13 protein-coding genes are annotated in these 13,403 nt (G+C 68.3%); 8 read left to right on the top strand and 5 right to left on the bottom strand.

The features are described 5' to 3' along the window. Window positions 1-160: 160 nt before the first annotated feature. Window positions 161-2,092 carry an MFS transporter gene (locus AC5LXK_RS07635; protein WP_493391032.1) on the bottom strand — a complete coding sequence of 644 codons (1,932 nt, stop codon included), beginning with the start codon at window positions 2,090-2,092 and terminating at the stop codon, window positions 161-163. Between the two features lie 139 nt (window positions 2,093-2,231). Beyond that, window positions 2,232-2,687 carry a CBS domain-containing protein gene (locus AC5LXK_RS07630; protein ID WP_027784244.1) on the bottom strand — a complete coding sequence of 152 codons (456 nt, stop codon included), beginning with the start codon at window positions 2,685-2,687 and terminating at the stop codon, window positions 2,232-2,234. A gap of 158 nt (window positions 2,688-2,845) precedes the next feature. On the opposite strand from AC5LXK_RS07630, the gene AC5LXK_RS07625 reads away from it, so the two are divergent. Then, window positions 2,846-3,163, top strand: coding sequence for an Mpo1-like protein (locus tag AC5LXK_RS07625; protein WP_493391031.1), 318 nt, complete (start codon window positions 2,846-2,848; stop codon window positions 3,161-3,163). Between the two features lie 16 nt (window positions 3,164-3,179). Here the strand turns inward: AC5LXK_RS07625 and AC5LXK_RS07620 are convergent, their stop codons facing one another. Next, entirely contained in the window at window positions 3,180-4,511 is a 1,332-nt protein-coding gene (locus AC5LXK_RS07620) for a YihY family inner membrane protein (RefSeq protein ID WP_493391030.1), read from the bottom strand. 145 nt (window positions 4,512-4,656) lie between these two features. On the opposite strand from AC5LXK_RS07620, the gene wrbA reads away from it, so the two are divergent. The 4 genes from wrbA to AC5LXK_RS07600 are packed head-to-tail and all read left to right on the top strand — an operon-like array spanning window position 4,657 to window position 7,962. After that, window positions 4,657-5,268, top strand: a complete 612-nt coding sequence (gene wrbA, locus AC5LXK_RS07615; RefSeq protein WP_493391029.1) for an NAD(P)H:quinone oxidoreductase — start codon at window positions 4,657-4,659, stop codon at window positions 5,266-5,268. Continuing rightward, complete coding sequence (locus AC5LXK_RS07610) at window positions 5,265-5,657, top strand: DUF2069 domain-containing protein (protein ID WP_493391028.1); 393 nt, start codon at window positions 5,265-5,267, stop codon at window positions 5,655-5,657. The genes wrbA and AC5LXK_RS07610 overlap by 4 nt, the downstream gene beginning before the upstream one ends. Window positions 5,658-5,675: 18 nt before the next feature. After that, window positions 5,676-7,097 (top strand): FAD-binding oxidoreductase, encoded by a 1,422-nt coding sequence (locus tag AC5LXK_RS07605; RefSeq protein ID WP_493391027.1) that lies wholly within the window; start codon window positions 5,676-5,678, stop codon window positions 7,095-7,097. A 25-nt stretch (window positions 7,098-7,122) separates the two neighbouring features. Further along, window positions 7,123-7,962: a metallophosphoesterase gene (locus AC5LXK_RS07600; protein ID WP_493391026.1), complete on the top strand. Its 840-nt coding sequence runs from the start codon at window positions 7,123-7,125 to the stop codon at window positions 7,960-7,962. Window positions 7,963-8,020: 58 nt separating this feature from the next. On the opposite strand, the gene AC5LXK_RS07595 is transcribed toward AC5LXK_RS07600, so the two are convergent. After that, window positions 8,021-8,173, bottom strand: a complete 153-nt coding sequence (locus AC5LXK_RS07595) for a hypothetical protein (RefSeq protein WP_493391025.1) — start codon at window positions 8,171-8,173, stop codon at window positions 8,021-8,023. Window positions 8,174-8,290: 117 nt separating this feature from the next. Then, on the bottom strand, window positions 8,291-9,232 hold the full coding sequence (locus AC5LXK_RS07590; RefSeq protein ID WP_493391024.1) for a LysR family transcriptional regulator: 942 nt from the start codon (window positions 9,230-9,232) through the stop codon (window positions 8,291-8,293). Between the two features lie 157 nt (window positions 9,233-9,389). Here AC5LXK_RS07590 and AC5LXK_RS07585 point away from each other — a divergent pair, with 157 nt between their 5' ends. The 3 genes from AC5LXK_RS07585 to AC5LXK_RS07575 are packed head-to-tail and all read left to right on the top strand — an operon-like array spanning window position 9,390 to window position 13,401. Further along, on the top strand, window positions 9,390-10,982 hold the full coding sequence (locus AC5LXK_RS07585) for an efflux transporter outer membrane subunit (RefSeq protein WP_493391023.1): 1,593 nt from the start codon (window positions 9,390-9,392) through the stop codon (window positions 10,980-10,982). Between the two features lie 14 nt (window positions 10,983-10,996). Beyond that, on the top strand, window positions 10,997-13,201 hold the full coding sequence (locus tag AC5LXK_RS07580; protein WP_493391022.1) for an FUSC family protein: 2,205 nt from the start codon (window positions 10,997-10,999) through the stop codon (window positions 13,199-13,201). Further along, complete coding sequence (locus AC5LXK_RS07575) at window positions 13,198-13,401, top strand: DUF1656 domain-containing protein (protein WP_011351756.1); 204 nt, start codon at window positions 13,198-13,200, stop codon at window positions 13,399-13,401. Before AC5LXK_RS07580 ends, AC5LXK_RS07575 begins: the two co-directional genes overlap by 4 nt. Window positions 13,402-13,403: the final 2 nt, after the last annotated feature.

The raw sequence follows: 13,403 nt of genomic DNA, 5'->3' as shown, positions 1-13,403 counted from the left end.
AAGAGGTAAACCGCTATTATGCCAGCCGTCCCGGGCCCGCGGGCCGCATGGAACCCCGGCCGGGCGCACGGTACGTGCATGAGCGGCCCGGATGATTCAGCCGGCAGCCCGTTCAGGCCCCGCGGCAACCGGATGCCGGCACGGTGCCGGGCGGCCCCGCCTACTTCCGCGCGCCGCGCAGTTCGGTCACCGCCGCCTGCAGCGACTCGGGCGTCGCGACCGACGCCGGGATCGGCTCGCCGACCGCCAGCGTGAGCCGGCTCATTACACCGCGCCTGATCGGCCGCGGCATCCGCGCATCGGAATGCCGCGAGAAATAGCTGCCCCACAACCCGCGCAGTGCCATCGGAATCACCGGCGCCGGCGTGCGGCCCAGGATCTCGGTGATGCCGTGGTGGAACGTGTTGATGTCGCCCGTCTTCGTCAGCTTGCCCTCGGGGAAGATGCACACGAGTTCACCGTCCTTCAGCGCAGCCTCGCACAGGTCGTACGCGCGGGCGAGCATCGCCGGATCCTCGTGCCGCGGTGCGATCGGGATCGCCTTCGCATGCCGGAACACCCAGCTCGCGAAACGCGTCTTGAAGATCCGGTGATCCATCACGAAACGGATCGGGCGCGGGCTCGCGGCGGCCAGCACGAGCGCATCGACGTAGCTGACGTGGTTGCACACGAGCACCGCCGCCCCTTCCGCCGGGATCCGCTCCGCGTGCACGAGGCGGATCCGGTAGAAGGTGTGCACCAGCACCCACGCGACGAAGCGCAGCAGGAACTCGGGCACCAGCAGGTAGATGTACGTCGCGACGATCACGTTCAGCAGCGCCGTGACGAGGAACAGCCCCGGGATGTCGACGCCGGCCTTGGTCAGCCCCATCGCCATCACGGCCGACAGGATCATGAACAACGCGTTCAGGATGTTGTTCGCCGCGATGATCCGCGCGCGGTGCGTCGGCGCGCTGCGGCTCTGGATCAGCGCGTACAGCGGCACGCTGTAGAAGCCGCCGAACATCGCGAGCAGGAACAGGTCGGCGAGGATGCGCCAGTGTCGGCCGCCGGCCAGGAATTCGCCGACCGACAGCAGGTGGCCGGGCGACGGCAGCGCATGGCTCGCGAAATACAGCTCGATCGCGAACACGCTGATGCCGATCGAGCCGAGCGGCACGAGGCCGATCTCGACGCGACGCTGCGACAGCCGCTCGCACAACAGCGAGCCGAGGCCGATGCCGACCGAGAACGTCGCGAGCAGGATCGTGACGACGTCGGGGCTCGCGGACAGCACGTCCTTCGCGAAATTGAAGAACGACGTGAGGAACGTCGCGCCGACGAACCACAGCCACGAGATGCCGAGCAGGCTCAGGAACACCGTGCGGTTCTGGCGCGCGAGCCCGAGGTTGCGCCAGGTCTCGCTGAACGGGTTCCAGTTGATCACGAGATCCGGCTGCGGCGCCGGCGTCGACGGCACGCGTTGCGCGACGAGCCGCCCCGCAAGCGCGATGACGACGACGCTCACCGCGAGCACGCGCTCGCCGCCGTCGATGCCGGCAGCCGCGCCGCCGATGATCGTGCCGATCAGGATCGCGATGAACGTGCCCATCTCGACGAGACCGTTGCCGCCGACCAGTTCATGCTCGCCGAGATGCTGCGGCAGGTACGAATACTTGACGGGCCCGAACAGCGTCGAGTGCATCCCCATCATGAACGTGCACAGATACAGCAGCGTTGCGCTGTGCGTGACGAACCCGGCCGCACCGACCAGCATCAGCGCGATCTCGAACGTCTTCACGAAGCGCGTGAGGGTCGCCTTGTCGTACTTGTCGGCGATCTGGCCGGACGTCGCCGAGAACAGCACGAACGGCAGAATGAAAATCGCGGAAATCAGGAACGCGGCCGTCTTCGCATCGACGCCGGAGAACCGCGCAGTGTGATAGGTGACGAGCGACGTGAAGCCGATCTTGAAGACGTTGTCGTTCAGCGCACCGAGGAACTGCGTCGTGAAGAACGGCGCGAAACGGCGCTCGCGCAGCAGGTCGAACTGCGATGCGTGGGCACGACTTTCGTCGCGCCGCCCCGAAGTGGCTTGCGTGTGATCGCTCATGCGGAATACGCGCGCATCGTCTTGGCGAAGCTGCGCGGGCCTCGTGTTGTCGTTGAAAAAACGGCGGCGCAGGACAAGCCTGCGCCGCCGCGTGCCGGATGGCGGCGCCCACGCATCAAGGTGCCGGGCGCGGCATGCTTCACGGCTTGTGCGCTTCGGCTTCCGATTCCGGCCAGTCGCGGATGTACGCCTTCAGCATCCGGTTCTCGAAGCTCTGCGCCTCGACGACCGTCTTCGCGACGTCGTAGAACGAAATGACGCCCATCAGCACCTTCTTGTCGAGCACCGGCATGTAGCGCGCGTGGCGCTCGAGCATCATCCGGCGCACTTCGTTGACATCCGTTTCCGGCGTGCACGTGAGCGGCTCGTCCATCACCTTGCGCACCTGCACGTCGCCGATCGCCCCGCCGTTCACATGCAGGCGCAGGATGATCTCGCGGAATGTCAGCATCCCGACGAGATCGCCGTACTCCATCACGACGAGCGAGCCGATGTCGTGCTCGGCCATCGTATCGACCGCTTCGCGCAGCGGCATATCGGGCGTCACCGTAAACAGCGTGTTGCCCTTCACTTTCAGAATATCGCTGACGCGCATCGTAGTCCCCTCATGCTTGAATGCAAATCCTCTTTCGATCCTATCGGAAAGCCTGTCAAAAGGAAAGCGTGGCCCGGGGCCGCGGGCCGCCCCCCGCTTGCGGACACGGGCCGGCCGCCGCACAATGACCCCATCGATGGCGGCCCGAGGAGACGGCCATGGCGCATACCCATTCCGAGCAATTCGCCAGCTTCGCTGATTTCTACCCGTATTACCTGAACGAGCACCAGAACCTGACGTCGCGGCGGCTGCATTTCATCGGCTCGCTCGGCGTGATCGGCTGCATCGCGATGGCGATCGCGACGGGCAACTGGCTGTGGCTGCCGGCGGCGATCGTCTGCGGCTACGGGTTCGCGTGGGTCGGACACTTCTTCTTCGAGAAGAACCGCCCAGCCACGTTCCGGCACCCGATCTACAGCCTGATGGGCGACTGGGTGATGTTCAAGGACATCTGCACCGGCAAGATTCCGCTGTAGCGGCCGGCCGCCGCCTTCACGCAGGCCGCGGCGGCCGTGCGTGCGGGTCGGGCGCGCCGTCCGGCGCCTGTCCGGGGATACCCGCCGGCTGCGCGCCCGCGAGCCGGTGCGCGGCGATCAGCGACGCGAGCGTCACGTCGAACCGGTCGCTCGACAGCACCGCGAGCAGTGCCGCCCCTTCGACGTGGCTGCGGCGCCGCTGCAGCTGGTAGGTCAGCTCCGTGCGGTCGATCACCAGCACGTCGAACAGCTGCGCGAGCGTCAGTTGCTCCGGGTTCGCGAGCAGGATGTAGCGCGGCGTGGTCTCGCCGCCGCCGTCGAGCCGCGCCACCCATTCCCGCTCCTCCATCGTCGTCAGCAACCGCTGCGCGGTTTCCATGTCGCAGCGCAACATCGTCGCGAGCCGCATCGCCGTGTAGCCGCGCTTGCCGGCCGCGCGCGCCTCGGCCAGCCGCGCGAGCATTTCGAGCGCGTCGAGCAGGTCGCTGCCCGGATAGTGGATGCGGTGAAACTGGCCGACGCGGATCGCCGGCAGCGCCGAGGCCACCATCGCGCCGAGCAGCGCGATGAACCAGCTCAGGTACACCCACAGCAGGAACACCGGCAGCGCCGCGAACGCGCCGTAGACGGCCGTATAGGTCGGAATCCGCCGCACGTAGTAGCCGAAGCCGCGCTTCGCGAGCTCGAACGCGACGGCCGCGAACAGCCCGCCGATCACCGCGTCGCGCCACGCGACCGCGCAGTTCGGCAGATACACGTACAGCAGCGTGAACGCGAGCACCGTCAGCGGCAGGGATGCCAGCGCGAGCAGCCACTCGACGATCGACGTGGACGGCCCCGCGCCGGTGAACGCGAGCGACTGCGTGAACAGGTACGACGAGATCGACAGGCTCACGCCGAACAGCAGCGGCCCGAGCGTGATCAACGCCCAGTACGCGAGCACGCGCTGCGCGAACGGCCGCGGCTTGCGCACGCGCCAGATCAGGTTGAACGCCGATTCGATCGTCATCATCGTCATCACCGACGTGACGACGAGCACGATCAGGCCGGCCGTCGTCAGCCCCTTGGCTTTCGACGCGAACTGGTTCAGGTACTTGAAGATTTGGATGTTGAACTGCGCGGGCATCAGGTGATCCGCGAGGAACCCCTGCAGCGAGATCTGGAACGACGCGAACATCGGGAACGCGGTGAACAGCGCAAACGCGACCGTCACGAGCGGCACGAGCGCCAGCATCGTCGTGAAGGTCAGGCTGCCCGCCACTTGCGGGATGCGATCCTCGGCACTGCGCCGGGCCGCGAACTGCGCGAGGCGCTTGAGGGTGTCGAGATCGACGCTCAACTTCGGCAAACGGCTTCTCCTTCTTGATGCCGCGCGCCTCTCGGCGCGCCGCCGCCGCGTTGCGCGAGGGCTTCAGCCCCTATAATAGCCGCTCGATTCCAGCAGGGGCCGACTGCACCGGGCACGCGCGCGGCCGCATGCGGCTCCGTAGCCCATGAAAGACATCCTCGTCCTCTATTACAGCCGTCACGGCGCCACCCGCGATCTCGCGCTCGCCATCGCGAACGGCATCGACAGCGTGCCGGGCATGCAGGCCCGCATCCGCACCGTGCCGCCCGTGTCTACCGTCTGCGAAGCCACTGCCGCCGACATCCCCGCCGACGGCCCGCCGTATGCGGAACTGCGCGACCTCGAAGAATGTGCGGGCCTCGCGCTCGGCTCGCCGACCCGCTTCGGCAACATGGCAGCGTCGCTCAAGTATTTCCTCGACGGCACGACGCCGCAATGGCTGTCGGGCGCGCTGACCGGCAAGCCGGCGAGCGTGTTCACGTCGACGGGCAGCCTGCACGGCGGCCAGGAATCGACGCTGCTGTCGATGATGCTGCCGCTGCTGCATCACGGGATGATGATCGTCGGGATCCCGTACACCGAATCCGCCCTCAGCACGACGCGCACCGGCGGCACGCCGTACGGGGCGTCGCACGTCGCGCAGCACGATCGCACCGCGACCGGCGGGCTGTCGGCGGACGAGAAGGCGCTCGCGGCCGCGCTCGGCGTGCGGCTCGCGCGCGCCGCAGCGGCCCTGGCCGCCGCCGAGGCCGCATGAACGCCCCCGCCCGCCCCACCGTCGCGGCCCGGCCGCGCTACGCGCTGGCGGCCGTCGCGTGCCTCGTCGCACTGATCGCGCTGTCGCTCGCCTGGGAGCTGTGGCTCGCGCCGCTGCGCCCCGGCGGCTCCGCGCTGATGCTCAAGGCCGTGCCGCTCGCGCTCGCACTGCCCGGCGTCTGGCGGCGTAACATCTATACGATGCAGTGGGCGAGCATGCTGATCCTCGTCTATTTTGCCGAAGGCGTCGTGCGCGGCATGTCCGATCGCGGGCTGTCCGCGACGCTCGGCTGGTGCGAGACCGCGCTTGCCGTCGGCTTCTTCGTGGCGGCGCTGGCCTACGTCGCGCCGTTCAAGCGCGCGGCGAAAAAGTCGCGCGCCGCGTCCTGACCCTTACGCGACAAGGTGATGATGTCCTCCGAAGCTTTCGTTTCCGCGTGCCGCGACGCAATCGGCGCCGACTACGTGCTGACCGATCCGCACGATACCGAACCGTTCCTGACCGACTGGCGCCGCCGCTACAAGGGTGCGGCGTGCGCGGTGCTGAAACCCGCGGACGCGGCCGAAGTCGCCGCGCTCGTGAAACTGGCCAACGCGCACGGCGTCGCGCTCGTGCCGCAGGGCGGCAATACGGGCCTCGCCGGCGGCGCCACGCCCGATGCGAGCGGTAGCCAGGCCGTGCTGAGCGTCGCGCGGCTGAACCGCGTGCGCGCGCTCGATCCGCACAACAACACGATCACCGTCGAAGCCGGCGTGATCCTCGCCGACGTGCAGGCGCGCGCCCGCGAAGGCGGGCGGCTGTTCGCGCTGAGCCTCGCGGCGGAAGGCAGCTGCACGATCGGCGGCAACCTGTCGACCAATGCGGGCGGCACCGCGGTGCTGCGCTACGGCAACGCGCGCGAGCTGTGTCTCGGGCTCGAGGTCGTGACGCCCCAGGGCGAGATCTGGGACGGGCTGCGCGGACTGCGCAAGGACAACACGGGCTACGACCTGCGCGACCTGTTCATCGGCGCCGAAGGCACGCTCGGGATCATCACGGCCGCCGTGATGAAGCTGCATCCGCTGCCGGCCGCGCAGGTCACGGCGCTGGCCGCGCTCGAGTCGTCGCACGCGGCGCTCGACTTCCTCGCGCTCGCGCAGCGCGCGGCCGGCCCGCTCCTGACCGGCTTCGAGTTGATGTCGGATTTCTGCATGCAGCTGGTCGGCAAGCACTACCCGCAACTGCGCTACCCGTTCGCGCAGACGCATGCGCAGACGGTGCTGCTCGAACTGTCCGACAACGAAAGCGAAGCGCATGCGCGCGCGCTGTTCGAGAAACTGATGGAAGAAGCGTTCGAGGCCGGGCTCGTGGTCGACGCGGTGGTCGCGGAGAATCTCGCGCAGTCGCGCGCGTTCTGGGATCTGCGCGAGCACATCCCGCTCGCGCAGGCCGACGAAGGGCTCAACATCAAGCATGACATCGCGGTGCCGATCTCATCGGTCGCGCGCTTCATCGACGAAACCGACGCGGCGATCCAGCAGGCCGCACCGGGTGCACGGATGGTCACGTTCGGCCACCTCGGCGACGGCAATCTCCACTACAACGTGCAGATGCCCGAAGGCGGCGACGCGAAGGCGTTCCTGGCCGCGTTCCAGGCGCCGATCAACCGGATCGTCTACGACAACGTGCACCGCCACCACGGCACGATCAGCGCGGAGCACGGTATCGGCCAGCTGAAGATCGACGATGCGCAGCGCTACAAGTCGCCGGTCGAAACGACGCTGATGCGCACGCTGAAGACCGCGCTCGACCCGCGCGGCCTGATGAATCCCGGCAAGGTCCTGCGCTGAAGCCGCCTACTCCGGAGCGAAGCCCGTGAAAGTCCGCGTCCTGTCCGACCTGCATCTCGAAAGCAACCTGCCCGACGCGATCCCGCATGCCGACGCGGATCTCGTCGTGCTGGCCGGCGACATCCACAATCACGCGGAAGGCCTGCGCTGGGCCGCCGAAACGTTCGACTCCACCGTGCCGGTGATCTACGTGCCGGGCAACCACGAGTATTACGACGGGGAATTCGGCGCGCTGGAGACGGCGATGCGCGACGCGGCGCACGCGCTCGACAACGTGCATTACCTGAACAACGGCGTATACGTCGATCCGGAACAGCGCTTCCGCGTGCTCGGCACGACGCTCTGGGCCGATTTTGCACTGTTCGGCAACGACGAAGCGAGCATGACCGGCGCAATCGACGCCGCGCTGCGCGTGATGCTCGATTTCAAGGGATTGATCCAGGTGACCTGGCCGCACGACGCGGCGCTGCATGCGGCACCGGGTACGCCGGGTGCCCCGGAACGGGATTTCTCGCCGCCCGACGCGATCGCGCTGCACCGGCAAGGCCGCGCCTGGCTGGAAACGCAGCTCGCGACGCCGTTCGCGGGCAAGACGATCGTCGTCACCCATCATGCGCCGCACCGGCGCTCGCTGGCGGAACGCTATGCGGAAGATCTTGCTTCGGCGGGGTTCGTCACGGACATGGCGGAACTGGTGCGGCCGCCGGTGGATCTGTGGCTCCACGGCCACACCCATACGTCATTCGACTACGTTGCGGACGGCGGCACGCGCGTGGTGTGCAACCCGCGCGGCTACATTCACCGGCGCACCGGCGAACTGGAAAATCCCGCGTTCGCGTGGGACAAGGTCGTCGCGCTCGGCTGAGCGCCGGCCCGGACGGGCGCGTGGCGCGCCCTGCCCGACCTGAAGCGGAACGGCGGGATCAGCGGCCCGGGCGGCGCGGCTCGCGCACGCGCACCGGAACCGGCTTCATCTGCGCCTTCGCCTTCATCGCACGCAACAGGTCGCGGGTTGCCGCCGCGGCGGCAACCGCGCCCAGCAGAACGCCAAGGCCGATCATCAGGTGCGTATCCATTGCTACTCCGGTGTGGTGTATCTCGTTAATTCCTACAGTATCAAACTGTCTGACACACGTTCGTAAAAAAATGTTGCGTGAAGGACAAATCTCGTCAGATTGCGGCCAACCGCGCTGTCATGTCGCACGCGTGTACTGCTCGAGCGCGGCTTCGTCCGCTTCGAGCGTGGCCGGCAGCGCGTCGCGTAGGAAATCGACCCAGGTGCGAATTTTCGCGTCGAGGTACTGGCGCGACGGATACAGCGCGTAGATGTTCATCACGTGCGACCGGTACTCGGGCATCACGCGCACGATGTGCCCGCTGCGCAGCCAGCCGATCGCCGAATAGAGCGGCAGCCCGCCGACCCCCATCCCCTCCCGCACGGCCACCGCCAGCGCCTCGGCGACGTTCACGCGAAACGGCGGCGCCGTGATCGGAACGACCTCGTCGCCGTTCGGCCCGGCCAGCGCCCACTCGTCGAAGTGAAAGCCCGGCGCGACCATCCCGAGACACACGTGTTGCGCGAGATCGGCCGGCCGCTGCGGCACGCCGTGCGCCTCGACGTAGCCCGGTGACGCACACACGACGCTGTAGCTTTCGCCGAGCCGCTGCGACACGAGCCCCGAATCCGGCAGGTCGCGGCCGACGACGATCGCGACGTCGTACCCCTCGTCGAGCAGGTCGGGCATCCGCTGCGCGAGCGTCAGCTCGACGTGCACGTCCGGATAGCGCTCGCGGTAGCGCGCGATGGCCGGCACCAGGTAGTGCTGGCCGAGGCTCGTGAAGCAATGAACCTTCAGCTTGCCGGACGGCCGCGCATGCGCGTCGCCCGCCTCGGCTTCGGCCTGGTCGACATACGCAAGAATCTGCTCGCAGCGCTGGAGGTAGCGCTCGCCGGCTTCGGTCAGCGCGATCCGGCGCGTCGTGCGGTTCAGGAGACGCGTGCGCAGGTGCGCCTCGAGATCCGAGACCGCGCGCGACGCGTAGGCGGTAGTCGAGTTCATCTGCTGGGCGGCCGCGGTAAAGCTTCCCGCGTCGACCACGCGGACGAATACCCGCATGTTTTGTAGCGTATCCATCCCATTACCCGTTTGAATCCGGAGGGATTGTTGCACAGCCGCCAACAAATATTATCTCAGGATTCGTAAAAATGACTTGCACCGTTGTCCATTTATTCAGGAATCACTGAAAAATATAATCGCATCCGACTCATCTATATCCGAAAGGGAGAAAATCGTGCAGTCTCCGGCGACAAAAGGGACGCTCGCACTGGCGGTTCTTGCGGTCTCGTTAATAATGGCCGGATGCGCGAGCATGGGCGACAACAAGCCGCAGTCGGCCCGCATCGAGGCCAATGCGCTCGATGCCGGCGCCGCGATCCGTGCGGCCGACCGCGACGCGGGCTGGCCCGCGGCCGACTGGTGGCGCGCGTACCGCGATCCGCAGCTCGACACGTGGATCGCCGCCGCCCAGGCCGGCAACCCGACCCTCGCGGCGGCCGAGGCCCGCGTGCGCGAAGCGCAGGCGATGGCGCGCGTCGCCCGCTCGGCCGAACTGCCGCAGATCAACGGCAACCTGTCGCTGACGCGCGAGCACTGGCCCGACAACGTGTTCTACGGCCCGGGCCCGCTCGCGAACGCCGACACCTGGAACAACACCGGCACGCTCGGGCTGTCGTACCACCTCGACCTGTGGGGCAAGGACAAGAACGCGACCGAACGTGCGCTCGACACCGCGCATGCGACCGCCGCCGACGCGCGTGCGGCCAAGCTCGAGCTCGAAGTCAACGTCGTGCGCGCGTATGTCGGCATGTCGATGAACTACGCGCTGCTCGACCTCGCGCACCAGACGTTCGAACGCCAGCACTCGCTCGCCGATCTCGCGCGCAAGCGGCTGCAGGCCGGCCTCGGCACGCAGCTCGAAGTGAGCCAGGCGGAATCGACGCTGCCCGACTATGAACGCCAGATCGACAGCTACGAGGAAGCGATCCAGCTCGCGCGTCACCAGCTCGCCGCACTGGCGGGCAAGGGCCCGGGCGCCGGTGACGCAATCAAGCGGCCGCAGCTTGCGCTCGACGCGCGCGCCGGCCTGCCGTCGGCCATGCCGGCCGACCTGCTCGGCCGCCGCCCCGACGTCGTCGCGGCGCGCTGGACGGTCGATGCGCAGGCACGCGGCATCGACGTCGCGAAGGCGTCGTTCTACCCGAACATCGACCTGCTCGCGACGGTCGGCGGCTTCGGCGTGACCGCGCCGTTCACCGACTTCCTGCGCGCGATGAACGGCGGCTGGACGGCCGGCCCCGCGCTGTCGCTGCCGATCTTCGAAGGCGGCCGGCTGCGTGCGCAGCTCGGCGCGGCGGATGCCGGCTACGACCAGGCGGTCGAGCGCTACAACCAGACGATCGTCGGCGCGCTCAAGGACATCGCCGACCAGGTCGTGCGGATCCGTTCGCTCGATACGCAGAAAAAGGACGCCGCGCGCTCGGTGGCCGCCAACGACCGCAGCTACCAGCTGTCGCGCGAAGGCTTCCGCCGCGGGCTGACCGATTACGTGAACGTGCTGGTCGCGCAGCAGCAGCTGCTGCGCGCGCAGGAGACCGCCGCCCGCATCGACGCGGAACGCCTCGCCGCGCACGCCCAGCTGATGGCCGCGCTCGGCGGCGGGGTCGAGACGGGCATGGACGTGCCGGGCGACCATCCGTCGAAAGACGGGACCGCCGGCGGCACCGCAGCGCCGGCCGCCGCGTCGGATGCGAAGCCCGTGGCCGCCGCCGCCCGTCCCGTGCAGGTCGCGACCGCCGGTGCATCCGGCGTGACGGTCGCACGGTAACGCGGAGCACCGCCATGTCAGCCTCCTCCCACGCTTCCACGCCCGCCGGCGGGCCGTTCGCGGCCTGGTACGCCGCATTCGGCGACTGGGCCCGCACCGACGGCGCCGCGTGGCTCTATCTGTTCAAGGCGCTGCTCGCCGCGTTCATCGCGACCGGCGTATCGATGCGGCTCGACCTGCCCGCGCCGAAAACGGCGATGACGACGGTGTTCATCGTGATGCAGCCGCAAAGCGGCGCGGTGCTCGCGAAAAGCTTCTACCGCGTCGCCGGCACGATCTTCGGGCTGATCGCGACGCTCACGTTCGTCGGGCTGTTCCCGCAGCAGCCGCAGCTGTTCCTGCTGGCGGTCGCGCTGTGGGTCGCGCTGTGCACGGCGGGCGCCGCGCGCAACCGCAACTTCCGCAGCTACGGCTTCCTGCTCGCCGGCTATACGACCGCGCTGATCGGCCTGCCCGCTTCGCAGCACCCGGACGGCGCGTTCATGAGCGCGATGACGCGCGTGGCCGAAATCATGGTCGGGATCGTGTCGGCCGGCGTGGTCAGCGCACTCGTGTTTCCGCAGACCACCGGCGAGCAGATGCGCACGACAGTGCGCAAGCGCTTCGGCAGCTTCGTCGACTACGTCGCATCGGCACTGTCGGGCAAGCTCGACCGCGCACATATCGAAACCATCCATACGCGCTTCGTCGCCGACGTGGTCGGGTTCGAGGCCGCGCGCAGCATGGCCGTGTTCGAGGATCCGGACACGCGGATGCGCAGCGGCCGTCTCGCGCGACTGAACAGCGAATTCATGAGCGCATCGAGCCGCTTCCATGCGCTGCACCAGTTGATGAACCGGCTGCACGCAGCCGGCGCGCAGGCCGCGATCGACGCGATCGAGCCGTACTTCCGCGAAATCGCCCCGCTGCTGCTGACGCCCGCCGGCGAACCCGTGCGCACGTCGACCGACGCGGGCGGCGCGGCCGAGCAACTGCTCGCGTGGCGCGACGCGCTGCCGCGCCGCATCCGCGCGACGCGTGCGGCGCTCGAAACGCAACCGGACTTTCCGCTGCTCGACTTCGACACGGCCGCCGAACTGCTGTACCGCTTCATCACCGACCTGCACGAGTACGCGGCCACCTACGCGTCGTTGTCGACCACGACGCACGAACGCGAACGCTGGATCGAGCGCTACGAACCGCGCACCAATGCGACGGCGATGGTGATCGCGGCGATCCGCACCGCGACCGTGATCCTGCTGCTCGGCTGGTTCTGGATCGAGACCGCGTGGCCGAGCGGCGTGACGCTCACGCTGACGGCGGCGGCCACCTGCGCGCTCGCGTCGTCGACGCCGCGCCCGACCGCGATGTCCGCGCAGATGGGCATCGGCACCGCGCTCGCCGTCTGCACGGGCTTCCTGCTGACATTCGGCATCTATCCGCACATCGACGGCTTCCCGCTACTGTGCGTCGCGCTCGCGCCGCTGCTCGCGATCGGCATCTACATGACGCTGAAGCCGAAGCTCGCCGGCTACGGGATGGGCTACCTGATCTTCTTCAGCTTCCTCGCCGGCCCGGACAACATCACGCACTACGACCCGACCAGCTTCATGAACGACTCGCTCGCGCTCGTGCTGTCGATGCTGGTGTCGGCGATCGCGTTCGCGGTACTGTTCCCGCCGACCGCGCCCTGGCTCAAGAAGCGGCTGTTCGCCGACCTGCGCCACCAGGCCGTCGCGGCCGGGCACGCGCGGCTCGCCGGCCTGCGCACGCGCTTCGAAAGCGGCGCGCGCGACCTGATGTACCAGGCGCACACGCTGTCGGCCGACCAGCCCGACGTGCAGCGCGACGCGCTGCGCTGGATGTTCGCGGTGCTCGAAACCGGCAACGCGACGATCGACCTGCGCCACGAGCTGGCAACGCTGCCGCCCGACCCGCGCTATGCGCCGGCGATGCCGTGGCGCCGCGCGATCGAGTCGATGCGCACCGCGCTGGCCGCGCTGTTCTCGAAGCCGAGCGCCGCGCGTTTCGATGCGACGCTCGCCGCGACCAATGCGGCGATCGACGCGACCCGGCAGACGCTCGACGCGTTCGAGCCATCGCGCGAAGAACGCCACCGGCTGCAGCGCATCCTGAGCCACCTGCATTTCGTGCGTACTGCGCTGCTCGACCCGGAATCGCCGCTCGAGCCGCTCAACCGCAACCGCCCCGTGCGTCCCCAACCTGGAGCCTCGTCATGATGCCGCGTGAAATCGCCATTCTCGATGCCTACATGCCCACGGTGGTGCTGATGTTCGTCCTCGGCGCGCTCGCGACCTGGGCCGTCGACCGCCTGCTCGCCTATACGGGCCTCTACCGTCTCGTCTGGCACCCGTCGCTGTTCCGGGCCTGCCTTCTCGTCTGCATTTGCGGCGGACTGAGTCTCGCCGTTTACCGTTGATT

This window comes from Burkholderia pulmonis (assembly GCF_984667975.1).
The sequence above is the reverse complement of the archived record's forward strand: the minus strand, read 5'-3'. Positions and strand labels throughout refer to the sequence as shown.